This is a genomic window from Burkholderia sp. Tr-862 (genome assembly GCF_011753085.1).
Lineage (GTDB): Bacteria > Pseudomonadota > Gammaproteobacteria > Burkholderiales > Burkholderiaceae > Burkholderia > Burkholderia ambifaria.
The window spans coordinates 22401-40356 of record NZ_VWWG01000059.1 but is presented as its reverse complement, the minus strand read 5'-3'; the positions used below and the strand labels follow the sequence as shown (position 1 = coordinate 40356).

Below are 17956 nucleotides of genomic sequence, written 5' to 3'. Positions count from 1 at the left end.
CGCGCGACGGATGCCGTCCCGCGTACGCGAGCGCGAGCGCCGCGCCCCACGATCCGCCGACGACCCCCCAGCGTGCGATGCCGAGCTGCGCGCGCAGCGCGTCGAGGTCGCCGATCAGCCGCATCGTGTTGTTGTGACGCAGGCCGCCGCGCGGCGTCGACGCACCCGCGCCGCGCTGGTCGACCAGCACGACGCGCGTCCGCGTCAGATCGAACATATGCAGCACCGCTGCGGGTCGGCTGCCGCTGCCGGGGCCGCCGTGCAGCACGACGACGGGCTGGCCGAGCGGATTGCCGGCTTCAGTCCACGCGATCCGGCATGCGTCGCGGGACAGGGCAGGCCGGGAGGCGGAAGTAGCGCGGCGCGATCGGTGTGGTCGGTGCGTCATGTCGTCGAGGCGTCGGAGTCAGGGTAATGGCTGATGCGGCGGGGAAGCACAAACCGGCCGAGGCTTGACCGACGTCAAAGCCAGAATCGCGCCAGCAACGACGATCGGTATCGACCGAACGGCGACGGGTGAGTTCGCAATGGACATCACGCGGCTGTCGTCGCGCCGCTTGCATCGCGAGCGCCGGGTTGTTGCTTGCATCTTGCTTTCATTGGGCATCGAGGCAGCGATTTACGACGCTCGGCTCGCACGCCGTCGGCAGCGTGGCCCGAAGTTTGCTTGATTCAGGACAAACAGTCCGGCACCGACCGGAAGGATCCCCGGAGGAGACAATGCGCGATGACGTTCATCCGACGGCCAACGCACGGGCCACGCCTGCGCCCGGCTGGCCGACGCCGACGATCCAGAAGTCCCACGAGCGGTCCGAGACGTTCGGCCTGCAGGCGACGGCACGTCCCGACTACGACCTTCTGTCCGGCGCCGCGCTGGCGCTCAAGCGCGAGCAGAACCGCGTGCTGTGCGTGCATGCGATGCCCGTGATGGAGACGTTGCACGAGCAGATCGTCAATACGCAAAGCATGATCGTGCTGACCGATGCGGAAGGGTTGATCCTGCATTCGATCGGCGACGACGATTTCCTGCGGCGCGCGGAACGCGTCGCGCTGCGCCCCGGCGCGAACTGGGCGGAGAACCGGCAGGGCACCAACGCGATCGGCACCGCGCTCGCGGAGCTGTGCCCGATGGTCGTGCACGGCGACCAGCACTTCCTGGCCGCGAACCATTTCCTGACCTGCTCGAGCGTGCCGATCCTCGATCCGTACGGCGACGCGATCGGCGTGCTCGACGTGACGGGCGACCACCGCAGCTATCACCAGCACACGATGGCGCTCGCGAAGATGTCGGTGCAGATGATCGAGAACCACCTGTTCACGACGACCTTCCAGGAGACACTGCAGGTGTCGTTCCACGGCCGCCCCGAATTCCTCGGCACCTTGATGGAGGGGATCGTCGCGTTCACCGCGGACGGCCGCTTCCTGTCGGCCAACCGCAGCGCGCAGTTCCAGCTCGGAATGCCGCTCGCCGCGCTGCGCGCGCATACGCTCGCGTCGCTGTTCGACGTGACGAGCGCGCAGCTGATCGACCGGATGCGCGCAAGCGCCGAGCCGCACGTGTCGCTGAACCTCGGCAACGGCGCGGTGGTCTGCGCGCGCGTGCAGTTCCGGCGCGCGTTGCGGGCCGAGGGCAGCCGGCCCGCCGAAGTGCACGACGGCGCCGCGCCGACCGCGCGGCCGCCCGCTGCGCAAAGCGCGGCGAACCTGTCGCGGCTCAGCTATCTCGACACCGGCGATCCGCAGGTGGCGGCGGTGATCGCGAAGGTCCGCAAGGTGATCGGCAAGGACATTCCGGTGCTGATCACCGGCGAGACCGGGACCGGCAAGGAACTGCTCGCGCAGGCGATCCACAACGACTCGCCGCGCCGCGACGGGCCGTTCGTCGCCGTCAACTGCGCATCGATTCCGGAGACGCTGATCGAATCCGAGCTGTTCGGCTATGAGGAGGGGGCGTTTACCGGCGCACGCCGCAAGGGCGCGACCGGCAAGCTGCTGCAGGCGAACGGCGGCACGCTGTTTCTCGACGAAATCGGCGACATGCCGTATCCGCTGCAGGTGCGGCTGCTGCGCGTGCTGCAGGAGCGCATCGTCAACCCGCTCGGCTCGACGAAGGCGATCGGCGTCGACATCGCGATCATCTGCGCGACGCACCGCGACCTGCGCGACATGATTGCGCAGAACCGCTTTCGCGAGGACCTGTATTACCGGCTCAACGGCCTCGTCGTGCGCCTGCCGCCGCTGCGCGACCGCACGGATCTCGCGGTGGTCGTCCAGAAGATGCTGCAACGGGAAACGCTGTCGGGGCCCGGACGCCGGCCGTTGAGCGTCGCGCCCGACGTGATGGCGCTGTTCGAGCGCTGCACGTGGCCGGGCAACTTCCGGCAGCTCGCGAACCTGCTGCGTACGGCGGCCGCGATGGTCGACGACGACTGCGAGATCCGCTGCGAGCATTTGCCGGACGACTTCTTCGACGACGTGCGTCCCGACGACGGGCCGGCGGCACAAGGCGCCTGCACCCAGCCGCAGGCCGCGCCAACGCCTGCGTTCGCGGCCTGCGATGCGCGCTTGCAGGACGTGGCCGCGTCCGCGATTGCGGCCGCGCTCGCGCGCCATGGCGGCAACGTGTCCGCCGCCGCACGCGCGCTCGGCGTGTCGCGCAACACGATCTACCGCAAGATGCCGGCCGCCGGACCCGATGCGCTGGAGCCCGACGAGCGCTGACGGCGGCGCGACTGTCACACGGTGTGTCAGGTTGCAACACCCGGTGTTCAAGGATTCAACACCTGCTCAACCGGACACGCATGACGCGAACCTTCCGTGGAAGGTTGATGAAATATCTGTGTATGGAAATGGAAAGAATTCCGGTGGCGTGACCACTCGGCGGCTGCCGCGCGTCCTCGCGCGCCGCCACCCGACGCAAATCCCACCCCGGCACGCTCCTTGCTGAGTGGGTATCGGCCGCTCGATCGATGCGGTTGTTATCGACTCACTCACTCACTCAACAAGGAGACACATCATGCAGTGGACCACGCCGGCTTATACCGACCTGCGTTTCGGCTTCGAAATCACGATGTACATCGCCAACCGCTGATCGACGCGCGCAGTGTCGCCCGCATCGACGGACACGATGCGGGCGGTACCGGGAGCACACGCAGATGAAGATCAAGATACTCGGCTCGGGCGCCGGCGGCGGATTGCCGCAATGGAACTGCAACTGCGGCAACTGCCGTCGCGCGCGGGCCGGCACCGACGGCATCGTGCCGCGCACGCAATCGTCGATCGCGGTCAGCGGCGACGGCGTCGATTGGGTGCTGGTGAACGCGTCGCCGGACATCCTCGCGCAGCTGCGCGCCGATCCCGACCTGCAACCGGCCCGCGCGATCCGCGACAGCGCGATCGTCGCCGTCGTGCTGTGCGACGCGCAGATCGATCACGTGACGGGCTTGCTGATGCTGCGCGAGCGCACGTCGCCGTTGCCGCTGTACGCAAGCGCCCCCGTGCTCGACGATTTGTCGACGGGGCTGCCGCTCGTGCCGCTGCTCGGCCACTACTGCGGCGTCGACGTACACCCGATCGTGCCGGGCGAACCGTTCGCGATTCCCGGCGCCGGCGGCATCCGCTTCACCGCCGTGCCCGTCGACAGCAAGCCGCCGCCTTATTCGCCGCGGCGTGCGGCAGGCGTGCCCGGCGACAACATCGCACTCCTGATCGAAGATACGGCCACGGGCCGCCAGGCATTCTATGCACCGGGGCTAGCCGACGTCGACGACAACGTGCGCGCCGCGATGCGTGACGCCGATCTCGTGCTGGTGGACGGCACGTTCTGGACCGGCACGGAAATGATCGACCTCGGCCTGTCGTCGAAGCACGCGGCCGACATGGGCCATCTCGCGCAGTGCGGCGACGCGGCGCAGCCGGGGATGATCGACCGGCTTCGGCCGTTGCCGGCGCATACGCGCAAGGTCCTCACGCACATCAACAACACGAATCCGATTCTCGACCCCGGTTCCGCGCAGCGTGCGCAGTTGCGCGAGCACGGCATCGAGGTCGCCCACGACGGCATGCAATTCGAGGTCTGACCTTGACGTCCTCACCCGCCTAAAGGCAGGTGATTCCCACACCTGGCGATGCACGTCCGCATCGGAGAATGTTCAGCGCAGCATTGGTATCACGATCATGCACGACACCACATCTACTGCACTTCCATTCCCTTATTCGCAGTCCTGCGATACCTTTCGGCCGCGTCGTGCTGTCTTTCGATCCGCACGCCGAGCAGGACTGGGTAGAACCGCTTTCGTCGACTTCCTCGAACGTGACTCCGTGCGCGATCGCTTTGTAACGGAGCTTGTCCCGAAAGGACGACCAGGATGCGTCGTAGACACTCTTCGCCATCCTGGTTCTGGCGAGCTTCGCGGCCGACACGTTGCCAATCGCGATGTAATCGAAGCGCCGCACCAGAGCGAGCGCGAGCTTGTGCTGGAAATCGGCACGGGCATTCGCGACCTTGGCGTGCAGCTTCGCGATATGTCGCTTGTGCTTGCGCGCCCGTTGCGCTTTCGCCAGTTTCTCGGCCGCGCATCGACCGAACCGATCGTGAGGCAGCTTCTCGCCCGTCGAAAGTGTGGCGAAGTCTTTCAGGCCGAGATCGATACCGACACCCGAACGGATCGGGCGAGCCTGAACATCGGGCATCTCGATCACGATGTTGAGAAACCAGTTGCCCTGTGCGTCTTGCGCAAAGTTGGTTCCGTCCTTGATCTTGCCTTCAGGAAGCGGTCGGCTATTGAATACGCGAAAGGTGTTGCCGGCAAAGCGAAACGCATCGCCCTCGCGCTTCAGGTCACGCCCCTTCAGCGGCACCCAGCCCAGCGATTTCCTGCCGCGAGAGCGCAGGTAGGGCCGACGGTGCCGGCTGCGCGACTTCGCGTATTGCTCGCACGTCGCGTTGACAGTGCCGGAATGGATGCCGAGCGCCTTGCTGCTCCCCGTCGTCAGCACGTTCAGATCGAATCCCGTCGGCCACTTCTTGCTCCACTTGAGCGCATGCTTCTGCGTGTCATTGCAGAAGTTCCAGACGTAGTTCACCGCACGGCTCTGCTTGTTGAGCAGTCCGTTGAGCGACTTCACCCGGTAGCGGTAGACAAGAATCATGCCGGTGATCCTAACCCGTGGAAGAAGCTGCCTGTCAACAGCACTCCTTTCCTTCCCGCCATCGATGGCGGGGTTTCTCGGAGCAAATTCTGATGAACGCACCGATTCCCGCCGCGGCGCTACACGCGACGCCCTGGAGTGCGCAGGAGTTCGAGGCGCGCCTGCGCGCGCTCGAAGCGCGCTACCACATCCATCATCCGTTCAACCGACGCCTGAATGCCGGCGCGTGCTCGCCGGCGCAAATCCGCGGCTGGGTCGCGAACCGCTTCTACTACCAGATCAGCATTCCGCTGAAGGACGCGGCGATCCTGTCCAATTGCCCGGACCGCGATACGCGCCGGCTGTGGGTCGAGCGGATTCTCGATCACGATGGTCACGGCGGCCAGGAAGGCGGGATCGAGGCATGGGCGCGGCTCGGCGAAGCGGTCGGCATCGAGCGCGCGGAACTGTGGTCGCTCGCGCACGTGCTGCCCGGCGTGCGGTTCGCGGTCGACGCGTACGTCAATTTCGCGCGGCATGCGCCGTGGCAGGAAGCCGTGTGCTCGTCGCTGACCGAGATGTTCGCGCCGCAGATCCACCTCGACCGGCTCGCGGGCTGGCCGTCCCACTATCCGTGGATCGAGGCGGACGGGCTGCAGTATTTCCGCAGCCGCGTGCCGCTCGCGCAGCGCGACGTCGAGCACGGGCTCGCGGTGACGCTGAACCATTTCACGACACCGGACGCGCAACGGCGCGCGCTCGACATCCTGTCGTTCAAGCTCGATGTGCTGTGGTCGATTCTCGACGCGATTGAAAAGGCGTACCCGGCATGAACTCCAACGACGCCGTCAGCGGCGTGCCGCTGCGCCCCTCGCTGAGGGGCATGTACCGCCTGCAGTGGGAGGCGGCCCAGGATGCGTACGTGCTCCTGTATCCGGAAGGCATGGTCCGGCTCAATCCGAGCGCGGGCGAGATCCTCGCGCGCTGCGACGGCACGCGCGAGCTCGACGACATCATCGACGAACTCGAGCGGCTGTTCAGCACGTCGGACCTCGCGTCCGACGTCTACCGCTTCCTCGATCATGCGCGACTGCGCGGCTGGCTCGACTGACATGGACACGACACCCGCACCGAACCGGCCGTCCACGCCGCTGTGGCTGCTTGCCGAGCTCACGTACCGCTGTCCGCTGCACTGCGCGTTCTGCTACAACCCGGTCGATTTCGCGACGCACGGCGCCGAACTCGATACCGACGCATGGCGCACGGTGATCAGCGACGCGCGCGCGCTCGGCGCCGCGCAGATCGGTTTTTCCGGCGGCGAGCCGCTGCAGCGCGGCGACCTGGAGGTGCTGGTCCAGCATGCGCGGTCGCTGGGTTTCTATACCAACCTGATCACGTCGGGCGTGGGCCTGAATGCCGCGCGCATCGACCGGCTCAAGGCGGCCGGGCTCGATCATATCCAGCTGTCGCTGCAGGATTCGACGCGCGAGCTGAACGATTTCCTGACCAGCACGCGCACCTTCGACCTCAAGCGCGACGTCGGACGGTTGATCAAGGCGCACGGCTATCCGATGGTGCTGAACTGCGTGCTGCACCGGTACAACCTGCCGCACGTCGGCCAGATCATCGAGATGGCGCTCGACCTCGGCGCGGATTTCCTCGAGCTCGCGAATACGCAGTACTACGGCTGGGCGATGCTGAATCGCGACCAGCTGATGCCGACCGCCGAACAGCTGCGCGAAGCCGAGGACACGGTCAACCGCTACCGCAAGCTCGTCGGCGAACGGTGCAAGATCCTGTTCGTCGTGCCCGACTACTTCGAGCAGCGGCCCAAGGCCTGCATGAACGGCTGGGGTTCGGTATTCCTCGGCGTCGCACCGGACGGCACCGCGCTGCCGTGCCACGCCGCGCGTGGGTTGCCCGGCCTCGTGCTGCCGAACGTGCGCGACCGGTCGTTGAAGGAGATCTGGTACGACAGCGACGCATTCAACGCGTTTCGCGGCGACGGCTGGATGCGCGACCCGTGCCGCACCTGCGACGAGCGCCATGCGGATCATGGCGGCTGCCGGTGCCAGGCGTACCTGCTGGCGGGCGATCCGGCGGAGGCCGATCCGGTCTGCGCGAAGTCCGCGCATCACGGCCGGGTCGAGCAGGCCGTGCAATTCGCGCGGCGGGCAGGGCGGCAGGACGAGCGTCCGCTGATCTTTCGCAGTGTTGCCAATTCGATCGGGCGCTGAGCGGAACGGGATGCGTGAGCGGCGTGCGTCACTTTCTCGACCGTTTCGCCGATTGCCGCGCAGCCTGCTCGAGCAACGCCGCGAACGCCGCCTCATCCGCGCGCAGCCCTCTCGGCGTGCGGCGCACCTCCAGCGCCGCGAGCAACCCGGCCTCGAACGTATCGAGCACCACCGGATGGATGTAGCAGCGCCGGCACACGGCCGGCGTGTTGCGCAAGATGTCGGCGACGGTCCGCACCGTTTCGACGATCTGCTTGCGTGCATGCGTGACGCCCTGATGCGGGATGCGCCTCAACAGCGCAAGCGCCTGTACGCTGCCCGCCCACGTCCGGTAATCCTTCGCGGTGAACTCCGCGCCCGCGGCATCGCGCAGATAGTCGTTCACGTCGGACGAACCGACGGAATGGCGCACGCCGTCGTCGTCCAGATACTGGAACAGCTCGTGCCCCGGCAACTCCGCGCAGCGCCGCACGATCCGGCCGATGCGCGGGTCCTCGACGGTCACGTCGTGCTCGATGCCGCTCTTGCCCGTGAAGCGCAGGCGCACCTGTCCCGGCCGGATCGTCACGTGGCGCTTGCGCAGCGTCGTCAGCCCGTACGACGCGTTCTCGCGCGCATACTCGGCGTTGCCGATCCGCGCGAGTGTCGTGTCGAGCAGCCGCACGATCGTCGCGACGATCTTGTCGCGCGGCATTCCGGGTAGCGCGAGATCGCGGTCGACCCGCGCACGGATGCGCGGCAGCGCGCGGGCGAATGCCGCCATCCGCGCGTACTTGTTCGCGTCGCGCGTCTCGCGCCACAGCGGGTGATAGCGATATTGCTTGCGTCCGCGCGCATCGCGGCCGGTCGCCTGCAAATGGCCGTTGGGGTCCATGCAGATCCACACGTCGGTGTACGCGGGCGGAATCGCGAGCGCATTGATGCGGGCGATTTCGTCGGCGTCGCGGATCCGTTCACCGTCCTTCGTGTAGTACGCGAAACCGTTGCGCAGCCGCCGGCGCGTGTAGCCGGGGCGGCGGTCGTCGACGTGGCGCAGCGGCACGGTCGAACTCGCGACGGCGGCTGCAAGGGCTTCGGCGGCGCCGCGTGGCGTAGGCTTCTTCATGCTGCGGTGCGCCAATCGACCGGAGCATCCACGCGCAGCGTGCTGCGTTCATGCATGGCGGGCATTGTTGTTCTCCTTGTTGCAGGCGGGCCGCCGCGACGCGCGAGCGGTCCTGCCAGCGCGGCAGCAAGATTCGTGCGCCGGCCACGGATTTGCCGTGGAGCCCACTTCGCGCTGCCGTACCGATGGCCCGCCGCCGCGATCGCCAACACGCGGGTGACGCTGATCGAGGCCGTGTCCACCAGCGACGATGCAGCGGCGCGCTAACCGCTTAGGTGTTTATACGTATGCCGATACCGATATCGCTTCAATCCAAGATTTCATTGGAAGGTTATCGGACTTGTTCCTAGACTGATCCGGGGCATGCATACCGGGTTGGCGCGCAAGCGCTGGCCGGGCAGCCCCGCACCGCATCCGCGCCACGCAGAACCAGAACAGCGCAGCAGACACCGCGCAGGGCCGGCGCAGCGGCATACAACGACACCATCGGAGACGGACCATGACATTCATCAGGAAGCTGGCGGTCGGCGCGATCGTCGCCGCGGCGACGGTGCTGGCCACCGGCGCGCACGCGCAGCAAAAACCGATCACGCTCGGGTTCTCGCAGGTCGGCGCGGAGAGCGCGTGGCGCACGGCGAACACCGTGTCGGTGAAGGGCGCGGCGAAGGACGCCGGCATCAACCTGAAATTCTCGGACGCGCAGCAGAAGCAGGAGAACCAGATCCGCGCGATCCGCTCGTTCATCGCGCAGAAGGTCGACGTGATCGCGTTCTCGCCGGTCGTCGAGTCGGGCTGGGAGCCGGTGCTGACCGAAGCGAAGGCCGCGCATATCCCGGTGATCCTGACCGATCGCGGCGTCGACGTGAAGGATCCGTCGCTGTACGTGACGATGATCGGCTCCGACTTCCTCGAGGAAGGGCGGCGCGCCGGCCACTGGATGGAAGAGCACTACAAGAACGACGCGGGCCCGATCAACATCGTCGAGTTGCAAGGCACGGTCGGCTCCGCGCCGGCCAACGATCGCCGTGCGGGCCTGCTGGAGGTGATCAAGAGCAATCCGAAGTTCAAGGTGATCGCGTCGCAAAGCGGCGACTTCACGCTCGCCGGCGGCAAGCAGGTGATGGAAGCGTTCGCGAAGACCTACGGCAAGCAGATCAACGTCGTCTACGCGCACAACGACGACATGGCGCTCGGCGCGATCCAGGCGATGGAAGAAGCCGGAATCAAGCCCGGCAAGGACGTGAGCGTCGTGTCGTTCGATGCGACCAAGGGCGGCTTCCAGGCGATGGTCGCCGGCAAGATCAACGTCGACGTCGAATGCAGTCCGCTGCTCGGCCCGCAGCTGATGACGGCGGTGAAGGACGTGGTCGCCGGCAAGCAGCTGCCGAAGCGCATCGTCACCAACGAGACGGTGTTCCCGATGAACGTCGCGGCGCAGGTGCTGCCGACCCGCAAGTACTGAGCGCCCCCAAACCTGTCGCTTCGCGACAGGCCCCCCGAGGGGGTCAATCCGCCAAGGGGACTTCGTGCCGGGCGGAAAACTTGGGGCGGCCCGGCGTTTTCTTGAGAGTCCCGACGGACGCGGGCGGCGGCGCGGGCTGCCGCCGTCCGGCAACTGCTTCGAAGCGAGGTCGTTCCATGACGAATCCGCCGGTGGTCGAGATGATCGGCATCGACAAGGCGTTTCCAGGTGTCCACGCGCTGCAGCGCGTGAACTTCCGGCTGTTTCCGGGCGAGATCCATGCGCTGATGGGCCAGAACGGCGCGGGCAAGTCGACGCTGATCAACGTGCTGACCGGCGTGCATGCGCACGACGCGGGCGAGATTCACGTCGGCGGCGCGCCGGTGCGCTTCGCCGCGCCGCGCGAGGCCGAGGCGGCCGGAATCCAGACGCTGTACCAGGAAGTGAACCTGTGCGCGAACCTGTCGGTCGCCGAGAACATCTTCGCGGGCCGGCAGCCGATGCGGCGCGGTGCGATCGACTGGAAGACGATCCATGCGCGTGCGCGCGACGCGCTCGCCGAGCTCGACCTGTCGCTCGACGTCACGCGCTCGCTCGACGCGTATCCGATCGCGGTGCAGCAGATGGTCGCGATCGCGCGGGCCGTGTCGGTGGACGCGCGCGTGCTGATTCTCGACGAGCCGACGTCGAGCCTCGACGACGGCGAGGTCGCGCGGCTCTTCGACGTATTGCGCCGGCTGAAGGCGTCGGGCATCGCCATCCTGTTCGTCACGCATTTCCTCGAACAGACCTACGCGGTGTCCGACCGGATCACGGTGATGCGCAACGGCGAGCGCGAAGGCGAGTATCTTGCGCGCGACCTGCCGGTCGACAGCCTGGTCGCGAAGATGACCGGCCGCGCGCCGATGTCCGGCACGCTGCAGGCGGGCGCGGCGGCCGTGCAGCGCGATGCCGGCGCGGCCGCACCGTTCCTGTCGATGCAGCAGGTCGGCCGGCGCGGGATGATGAGCCCGCTCGATCTCGATGTGCGGCCCGGCGAAATCGTCGGGCTGGCCGGGCTGCTCGGCTCGGGGCGCACGGAAACCGCGCGGCTGGCATTTGCCGCGGAGCGCACCGACACCGGCGCGATCGAGATCGACGGCACGCGCAAGCGGCTCGCGTCGCCGCACGACGCGGTGCGCAACGGGATCGCATATTGCCCGGAGGATCGCAAGAAGGAAGGGATCGTCGCCGCGCTGTCGATCCGCGAGAACATCGTGCTCGCGCTGCAGGCGCGGCGTGGCTGGTGGCGGCTGATCAACCGCGCGCGTCAGCGCGAGCTCGCCGATACCTACATCGCGCGGCTCGGCATCAAGGCGCGCGACGCGGAGCAGCCGATCGGGTTGCTGTCGGGCGGCAACCAGCAGAAGGTGCTGCTCGCGCGCTGGCTCGCGACGGAACCGAAGCTGCTGATTCTCGACGAGCCGACCCGCGGCATCGACGTCGCCGCGAAATTCGACATCATGGAACGCGTGCTCGCGCTGTGCGCGCAGGGGCTCGCCATCCTGTTCATCTCGTCGGAGATCAGCGAGGTCGTGCGCGTGAGCCACCGGATCGCGGTGCTGCGCGACCGGCGCAAGGTCGCCGAACTGAGCGGCGACGACGCGTCGGAGGAACACGTGTACCAACTGATCGCGGGAGGCCGGTCATGATGCGGCTACGCACCTTGCTTCGCCATCCGCTCGTATGGCCGCTGTTGACGCTCGCGCTGCTGTTGGCGCTCGACGTTGCGCATCGGCCGGGCTTCCTGTCGATCTCGCTGCTCGACGGCCACCTGTTCGGCGCGCCGATCGACATCCTCAACCGCGCGGCGCCGCTCGTGATCGTGTCGCTCGGGATGACGCTCGTGATCGCGACGCGCGGGATCGACATCTCGGTCGGCGCGATCGTCGCGATCGCCGGCGCGGCCGCGGCGATCGTGCTCGACGGTGATCCGTCGCGGCTCGGTGCGGCGCTGGCCGCCGCGCTCGGCGTCGGGGTACTCGCCGGCGCGTGGAACGGCGTGCTCGTCGCGTTCGTCGGGATGCAGCCGATCATCGCGACGCTGATCCTGATGGTCGCCGGGCGCGGCATCGCGCAGTTGCTGACCGGCGGCCAGATCATCCCGATCGGTGCGCCCGGCTATCTGGAGATCGGCGGCGGCTATCTCGCGGCCGTGCCGTGCTCGGTCTGGATCGCGATCGCGACGATCGCGGCGATCGCGCTGCTGGTGAACCGCACCGCGCTCGGCCTGTTCATCCGCGCGATCGGCGTGAATCCGGTCGCGACGCGGCTCGTGGGGCTGCGCGCCGGCGCGGTGGTGTTCGGCGTGTATCTGTGTTCCGGCGTGATGTCGGCGCTCGCGGGCATCCTCGCCAGCTCGAACGTGCGCAGCGCCGACGGCAACAACGCGGGGCTGCTGCTCGAGCTCGATGCGATCCTCGCGGTGACGCTCGGCGGCACGTCGCTGCTCGGCGGCCGTTTCAGCCTCGCCGGCTCGGTGCTCGGCGCGCTGATCATCCAGACGCTCACCTACACGACCTATTCGATCGGCGTGCCGCCGGAGGCGACGCTCGTCGTGAAGGCGATCGTCGTGATCGTCGTGACGCTGATCCAGTCGGACGCGGCGCGCGCGCTGGTGCTCCGGCACGCGTCGCGGCTGCTGCCTTCCGCGCGTTCGCGCGCCACCACCGGAGCCACGCCCCGATGAACCGATTCCTCGCCCGGCTCGCCGACCCGCGCACGCTGCCGATCGTCGTGACGATCGTGCTGTTCGCCGCGCTGTTCGGCTTCGGATCCGTGATGTACACCGGCTTCTTCTCGATGCAGGTGTTGACCGGGCTGCTCGTCGACAACGCGTTCCTGCTGATCGTCGCGATCGGGATGACGTTCGTGATCGTGTCGGGCGGCATCGACCTGTCGGTCGGCTCAGTCGTTGCGCTGACAACGATCTTCTGTGCGGTCGGCGCCGAGCGGCTGCACTGGCCCGTGTGGGCGATCGTGCCGCTCGTGCTCGTGTTCGGCGCGCTGTACGGTGCGGCGATGGGCGCGCTGATCCATTACTTCCGGCTGCAGCCGTTCATCGTCACGCTGGCCGGGATGTTTCTCGCGCGCGGCGCGTGCTTCCTGATCACGACGCAGTCGATCACGATCAACGAGCCGACCTTCCATGCGCTCGCGGGCGTCAGCGTGCCGATCGGCGGCGGCACGCTGAGCGCGGGCGCGCTGATTGCGGTCGCGACGCTGGCCGCGGCGATCTACGTCGCGCATTTCACGCGCTTCGGCCGCAACGTCTATGCGATCGGCGGCAACGAGCGCTCGGCGCTGCTGATGGGGCTGCCGGTCGCGCGCACGAAGGTCGGCGTGTATGCGCTGAGCGGCTTCTGTTCCGCGCTCGGCGGCGTGGTGTTCACGCTGTACGTGCTGTCCGGCTACGGGCTGCAGGCCCAGGGGATGGAGCTCGACGCGATCGCCGCGACGGTGATCGGCGGCACGCTGCTCACGGGCGGCGTGGGCTACGTGATCGGGTCGGTGTTCGGCGTCGGCATTCTCGGCACGATCCAGGTGCTGATCACGTTCGACGGCACGCTGAGCTCGTGGTGGACGCGGATCGTGATCGGCGCGCTGCTGTGCGTGTTCTGCCTGCTGCAGCGGGTCATCGAGCGGCATGCGGCGCGGCGGCGTACTGGCGGCACCGGGCTCGATCCGAAACGCCGCAAGCGCGATGCCGCGCAGGTCAGGCCCGCTGCGGCGGGCGACGACGCGGCGCTGGTGTCGACGATGCGGCGGTTGTAACGACTGTCGCGTTCGTCTGCACGCACCTGCGATGGCGTGCATGCCCCGCTGTCGCGGGCTTCGTGAGCGGCGCGACCGCAGGGCGCAGGCGGCGATCACGCCGGCCTTGCCATGTCCGGCTCCGCATCGAACGACGCATCGACGATGCCCATGCGTTTCAGCGACTCGGCCAGCCGCTCGATCGCGTGCAGATCGAGCGCGTCGAGACGCTCGCGCATCGCCTGCACGAACGCGGCATGGCGCGGCGCATGCGCATGCTGGCCGAGCCATTCCTCGATATCGGTGAGGCGGCCTTCGCTGGCGAGCACCGCCAGCTCGTCGAGCGCGCCCGGCGACGGGCAGCGCATCGCATGCGCGTCGCTCACCGGTTCGTCGGGTTCGACGGGCTCGGCTGGCCGCATCAGCGCCGACGCCGGGATCAGCGCATGCCCGATCGCCGGTGCGACGATCTGGAACGTGAACGTCGTGCCGACCCCCGGCTGGCTCGACACGGAGAGCTCGCCGTTCATCGCGCCGACGATCCGCTGCGCGATGAACAGCCCGAGCCCGGTTCCGCCATTCACCGCCTGAACCTGCTGGTAGGCGCGGAAGATGTCGCTCGTCTTGCCGATGTCGATGCCGATCCCGGTATCGGCGACCTCGAACACGATGCGCCACGCATCGCCCTGCGGATACGCGCCGACCGACAGCGTGACCGTGCCGTCGCGCGTGAACTTCGACGCATTCGACAGCAGGTTGAGCAGCACCTGCTGCAGCCGGATGCCGTCGATCGACAGCTTGCGCGGCAGCGGCGTCAGCGGCCGGTAGTCGAACCGGTTGTCCTGCTGCGAGCACAGCGCGACCGCATAGTCGCCGATGTCGTTCAGCAGGCCGGGCAGGTCGGTCGCGTCCGGCGAGATGCCGAGCGGCTGCAGCTCGGACTTCGTGTATTGCAGCAACTCGTCGATCAGCGTGAGCTGGTAACGGATGCTGCGGTCGATCGAGCGGATCAGCCGCGCCTGGCTGCGGGTCGCGCTTTGCAGCAGCAGCTTCGCGTAGCCGTTGATCGTCGACAGCGGCGCGCGCAGGTCGTGGCTCACGTAGCCGAGTGTCTCGATCTTCTGCTGCATGTGCGTCCTCGCCTGGTGCAGCGCCTCGTTGAGCGCGAACGTGCGTTTCGCGACCTCGTCGCGCAGGCGATCCTGTTCGGTGAGCTGCCACTGCTCGAGCCGCTTGCGCGCCTCGGTGCGTTGACGGCCGACGTGGTGGATCCACGCGGCCAGCACCAGCAGGTGCGTGGCGAGCCCGATGATCGCGACCACGGGATTCGGATGGACGTCGGATTTCAGCCAGAGCAGCCAGGCCGGTATCGCATCGCGTCCATCGAGCACGCGCACCAGCATGTTGAAGCTCGCGAACCCGACGGCGATCAGCATCACGCGGGCGCTTGGCGTGCGCCGGATCGCGAAGGTCAGCGCGAGGCCGATGTTCACGACCGCCATCACGGTGTTCAACCGCAGGCAGAACCACGTGAAGGTGAGCAGGTCGCCGTATGCCGCGCCGGCCATGCCGATGCATTCGAGCGCGAAGAACGCCATGTAGATGGCACGCATCGGCATGCTGGCCTTCTCGCGGTGCGCGACCATCAGGATGAATGCGATGAAGCAGGCGACCGACAGATAGACGAAGATCACTTCGGCGCGTGCCGACCATTCGTACGCGCCGGGCCACAGATACATCACGGTATAGCCGCGGTACGTCGCTTCGAACAGCGTCGTGCTCAGGGCCAGCATGGCCAGCACGACGAACACGCCGCTGCGCGAAAAGAATCCGATCAGCAGCGCGCACCAGACGAGTGCAAGCAGGCCGCCGAAGAAGCCGAAGTTCCACATCGCGGCGCGCAGCTCGTGCGCGTGCCATGCATTGGGGGTGTACACGGACGGCGCGAGCCGCATTTCCTTGCGCGACGTGATGCGGATCAGCACGGGCACCCGCTCGCCCGGGCGCAGCGTCGTGTCGAGCGTCGGATATCGGGAAGCGGGACGGTCCCCGTCGCGGAGGTCGGCCGGGAAGCGTCCGGCGAGCGTCCACGCGCCGCCGCGCTCGACATAAAAGTCCGCGTGGTCGAGACGGGCGTCGTGAATCTCCAGCACCAGCGGGCGCTCGACGCTGTCGCGATTGACCAGCGTCGCGCCGACCCACCACGCCGAGCGGGAAAACTCGACGTTGAACGACGGGCGCGCCGCGGACGCGGACGCGCCGCGTGGCGCAGCCGCGAGTCGCGCGGCGACCTGGTCGGCGGACATCGTGGTGCCCGGATCCTCGACGATCGACACCGCGTCCAGTTGTGCAGCGTTTTCCGTCGCTTCGGCACGGTGGGTCGCGCAGGCGATCAGCGCCACCGCGAGCAGCAGGAAGGTGTGCCAGCCCGACGCGCGGCGCCTAGGCATCGCGCGGGTGATCATGCGATGCGGGCAGTGCGTCGACCGCCGGGCGCTGGCGCCGCCAGTCGGACGGCGTGATGCCGAACCGTTCGCGAAACGCCGTCGCGAAATTGCCCGGTGTCGAGAAGCCGATTTCCTCGGCGATGTCGCCGATCCCCATCGACGTCTCCGCGAGAAAGTGTTTCGCGGCGCGCAGCCGTGTGTCGCGCAGGTATTCGAACACGGTCTGGCCGAGATGATCGCGGAACACGCGCGACAGCCGCTTTTCGTGGGTGCCGACCTGCCGCGCGAGTTCCTCGAGCGTCGGCGGATTGCGCAATTCGCGCAGCAGGACGTCACTCGCCGCGCGCACCAGCGCGGCGTCCGGATGGTCGGGCAGCTCGGGCAGGTGCGCGAACGGCTGGCTGCGCCGCGCGCGCTTCAGATGATTGCGGATCCGCGCGATGACCTCGACCGGTTCGAACGGCTTCACGATGTAGTCGAGCGCACCGGTTTCGAGCCCCGCGATGCGATCGTCGAGATCGGCGGCGGCGGTCAGGATGATGACGGGTATGTTCTGCGTCGACGGCGTCGATGCCAGCAGGCGGCACGCGGCGAAGCCGTCCATGCGCGGCATCCGGACATCCATCAGGATCAGGTCGGGCGCGACTGCCTGCGCGCGGTGATAGGCCTGCAGGCCGTCGAACGCGACACTGATCCGGCATCGCGCCGAACGCAGGATCTCCGTCAGGAGCCGCAGGTCGTTCGGTCGGTCGTCTACGACAAGAATGTGTGCGCCAACGAGATCCGGCGTGGCGCGCAGCGACGCCGGACTGGACGAGCGGGATGACATGGTTGCGAACGCGTTGGGGGAGGTAGGCCGGGGTCGGACTCGATGCATCTATGTGCACGATTGTTGCAAAAAATTATATGACGACAATAGCGCTCGCGGTGGGGTTTCCGTGCGTGGCGTGTGGGCATGTTTGACAGCGCGCGCAACCTTCATGGCAGCGCGGCCGCACCGGGAAAAATGGCCTGGAAAAAAGTGCCGAGCCGGATATTAAATATCGGTCGTTATTGCCGATTTCAATTGAAGTAAATTGAATTGGACCGAATGATGATTCGAGTTGAAATGTGTCGTGCAGGCAGCCGATTTCGATGCGGGTCGCGTCCATCAATTCCGTGTCACCGTGATTAAGTTTTTATCGATCGCCGGTTAAAAATGCTTTCACATTTAAGTCGATTGGGAGGCCGGAATGTATGAATGTAAATATCGTCCGGCCGGGAAAACAATTTGTCCGCTCGGGAAAAGGTTCGAGCGCCGGAGTCCCGGCACACTAGGCCCGAGGCGGCTGGATCGGTTGTTCGGCAGAACGGCGTTCCACGCGAATTTCATTTGTCGCGGTGGCATGTTTGAGTGCGCAATATTCAATGTGACATTGAGTGCTGACAATCTCAAATTCCGGGATTCCGGTGCGGCGACGAGGGTCGGCACGAGGGCAATGCAAGCTTCCCACCCTTCGAATGGGTTGATATAAGAGACGAAGGGAATGGCGTAGAAGCTGATGAGAGTGTGACATACAAGGCAACCAGAAATAGTTAAAGAAAGTCAGTCGATTAATTCGATGCAGGGGTCGTCCGGCCAATCGTCGGTTTTTCCGGAAATCCGGAATCCGCGGCGCGTGCCTGGATGGAAAGGGGTGAGTGGGTTCGCGTCGACCGCAGGGTCCTTCAGGCGGTGGTCGCGCGGGCGCGCTCTCGAATCAGGCGGCACGAAAAACATGAATATGAAAGGCACGGCAGATCA

Annotated in this window: 16 protein-coding genes; 11 read left to right on the top strand and 5 right to left on the bottom strand. The window is 67.0% G+C overall.

What is annotated here, in order from left to right; genetic code table 11:
* Positions 1-388, bottom strand: a 388-nt coding sequence (locus tag F3J14_RS17815) for an alpha/beta fold hydrolase (protein WP_166724136.1), incomplete at its 3' end; no start/stop codon positions are given.
* A gap of 64 nt (positions 389-452) precedes the next feature.
* On the opposite strand from F3J14_RS17815, the gene F3J14_RS17810 reads away from it, so the two are divergent.
* The 4 genes from F3J14_RS17810 to pqqB all read left to right on the top strand — a co-directional run bounded on the left by F3J14_RS17810 (position 453) and on the right by pqqB (position 4079).
* Entirely contained in the window at positions 453-671 is a 219-nt protein-coding gene (locus F3J14_RS17810) for a hypothetical protein (RefSeq protein ID WP_166724134.1), read from the top strand.
* Between the two features lie 49 nt (positions 672-720).
* Positions 721-2721, top strand: coding sequence for a sigma-54-dependent Fis family transcriptional regulator (locus F3J14_RS17805; protein ID WP_166724133.1), 2001 nt, complete (start codon positions 721-723; stop codon positions 2719-2721).
* A 295-nt stretch (positions 2722-3016) separates the two neighbouring features.
* A complete protein-coding gene (gene pqqA, locus F3J14_RS17800) occupies positions 3017-3091 on the top strand; it encodes a pyrroloquinoline quinone precursor peptide PqqA (RefSeq protein WP_006410019.1) in 75 nt (24 codons plus the stop codon).
* A gap of 64 nt (positions 3092-3155) precedes the next feature.
* Positions 3156-4079 (top strand): pyrroloquinoline quinone biosynthesis protein PqqB, encoded by a 924-nt coding sequence (pqqB, locus tag F3J14_RS17795; RefSeq protein ID WP_166724131.1) that lies wholly within the window; start codon positions 3156-3158, stop codon positions 4077-4079.
* A gap of 19 nt (positions 4080-4098) precedes the next feature.
* Here the strand turns inward: pqqB and F3J14_RS17790 are convergent, their stop codons facing one another.
* On the bottom strand, positions 4099-5151 hold the full coding sequence (locus tag F3J14_RS17790; protein WP_166724129.1) for an RNA-guided endonuclease TnpB family protein: 1053 nt from the start codon (positions 5149-5151) through the stop codon (positions 4099-4101).
* Between the two features lie 92 nt (positions 5152-5243).
* Here F3J14_RS17790 and pqqC point away from each other — a divergent pair, with 92 nt between their 5' ends.
* Genes pqqC through pqqE form a run of 3 tightly spaced genes read left to right on the top strand, consistent with a single transcriptional unit; the run spans position 5244 to position 7367 of the window.
* Positions 5244-5963 (top strand): pyrroloquinoline-quinone synthase PqqC, encoded by a 720-nt coding sequence (pqqC, locus tag F3J14_RS17785; protein ID WP_166724140.1) that lies wholly within the window; start codon positions 5244-5246, stop codon positions 5961-5963.
* The gene (gene pqqD, locus F3J14_RS17780; protein ID WP_006751646.1) at positions 5960-6241 is read left to right on the top strand and encodes a pyrroloquinoline quinone biosynthesis peptide chaperone PqqD; all 282 of its coding nucleotides are present in this window, start codon (positions 5960-5962) and stop codon (positions 6239-6241) included. Before pqqC ends, pqqD begins: the two co-directional genes overlap by 4 nt.
* A gap of 1 nt (position 6242) precedes the next feature.
* Complete coding sequence (gene pqqE, locus F3J14_RS17775) at positions 6243-7367, top strand: pyrroloquinoline quinone biosynthesis protein PqqE (RefSeq protein ID WP_166724128.1); 1125 nt, start codon at positions 6243-6245, stop codon at positions 7365-7367.
* A gap of 28 nt (positions 7368-7395) precedes the next feature.
* Here the strand turns inward: pqqE and F3J14_RS17770 are convergent, their stop codons facing one another.
* Positions 7396-8472 (bottom strand): DNA topoisomerase IB, encoded by a 1077-nt coding sequence (locus tag F3J14_RS17770; RefSeq protein ID WP_211080366.1) that lies wholly within the window; start codon positions 8470-8472, stop codon positions 7396-7398.
* Between the two features lie 499 nt (positions 8473-8971).
* Between F3J14_RS17770 and F3J14_RS17765 the strand changes: the two genes are divergently transcribed.
* From F3J14_RS17765 to yjfF, 4 genes are all read left to right on the top strand, one after another.
* The gene (locus F3J14_RS17765; protein WP_166724126.1) at positions 8972-9934 is read left to right on the top strand and encodes an ABC transporter substrate-binding protein; all 963 of its coding nucleotides are present in this window, start codon (positions 8972-8974) and stop codon (positions 9932-9934) included.
* A gap of 176 nt (positions 9935-10110) precedes the next feature.
* On the top strand, positions 10111-11625 hold the full coding sequence (locus F3J14_RS17760; protein ID WP_166724124.1) for a sugar ABC transporter ATP-binding protein: 1515 nt from the start codon (positions 10111-10113) through the stop codon (positions 11623-11625).
* Positions 11622-12662, top strand: a complete 1041-nt coding sequence (locus tag F3J14_RS17755) for an ABC transporter permease (protein ID WP_166724122.1) — start codon at positions 11622-11624, stop codon at positions 12660-12662. The genes F3J14_RS17760 and F3J14_RS17755 overlap by 4 nt, the downstream gene beginning before the upstream one ends.
* Positions 12659-13747 (top strand): galactofuranose ABC transporter, permease protein YjfF, encoded by a 1089-nt coding sequence (gene yjfF, locus F3J14_RS17750; protein WP_166724120.1) that lies wholly within the window; start codon positions 12659-12661, stop codon positions 13745-13747. Before F3J14_RS17755 ends, yjfF begins: the two co-directional genes overlap by 4 nt.
* Before the next feature lie 95 nt (positions 13748-13842).
* Here yjfF and F3J14_RS17745 read toward each other — a convergent pair whose 3' ends face one another.
* Both F3J14_RS17745 and F3J14_RS17740 read right to left on the bottom strand, forming a co-directional pair.
* Complete coding sequence (locus F3J14_RS17745) at positions 13843-16176, bottom strand: sensor histidine kinase (RefSeq protein ID WP_166724118.1); 2334 nt, start codon at positions 16174-16176, stop codon at positions 13843-13845.
* The gene (locus F3J14_RS17740) at positions 16169-17002 is read right to left on the bottom strand and encodes a response regulator (protein ID WP_166724116.1); all 834 of its coding nucleotides are present in this window, start codon (positions 17000-17002) and stop codon (positions 16169-16171) included. The genes F3J14_RS17745 and F3J14_RS17740 overlap by 8 nt, the downstream gene beginning before the upstream one ends.
* Between the last annotated feature and the right edge of the window lie 954 nt (positions 17003-17956).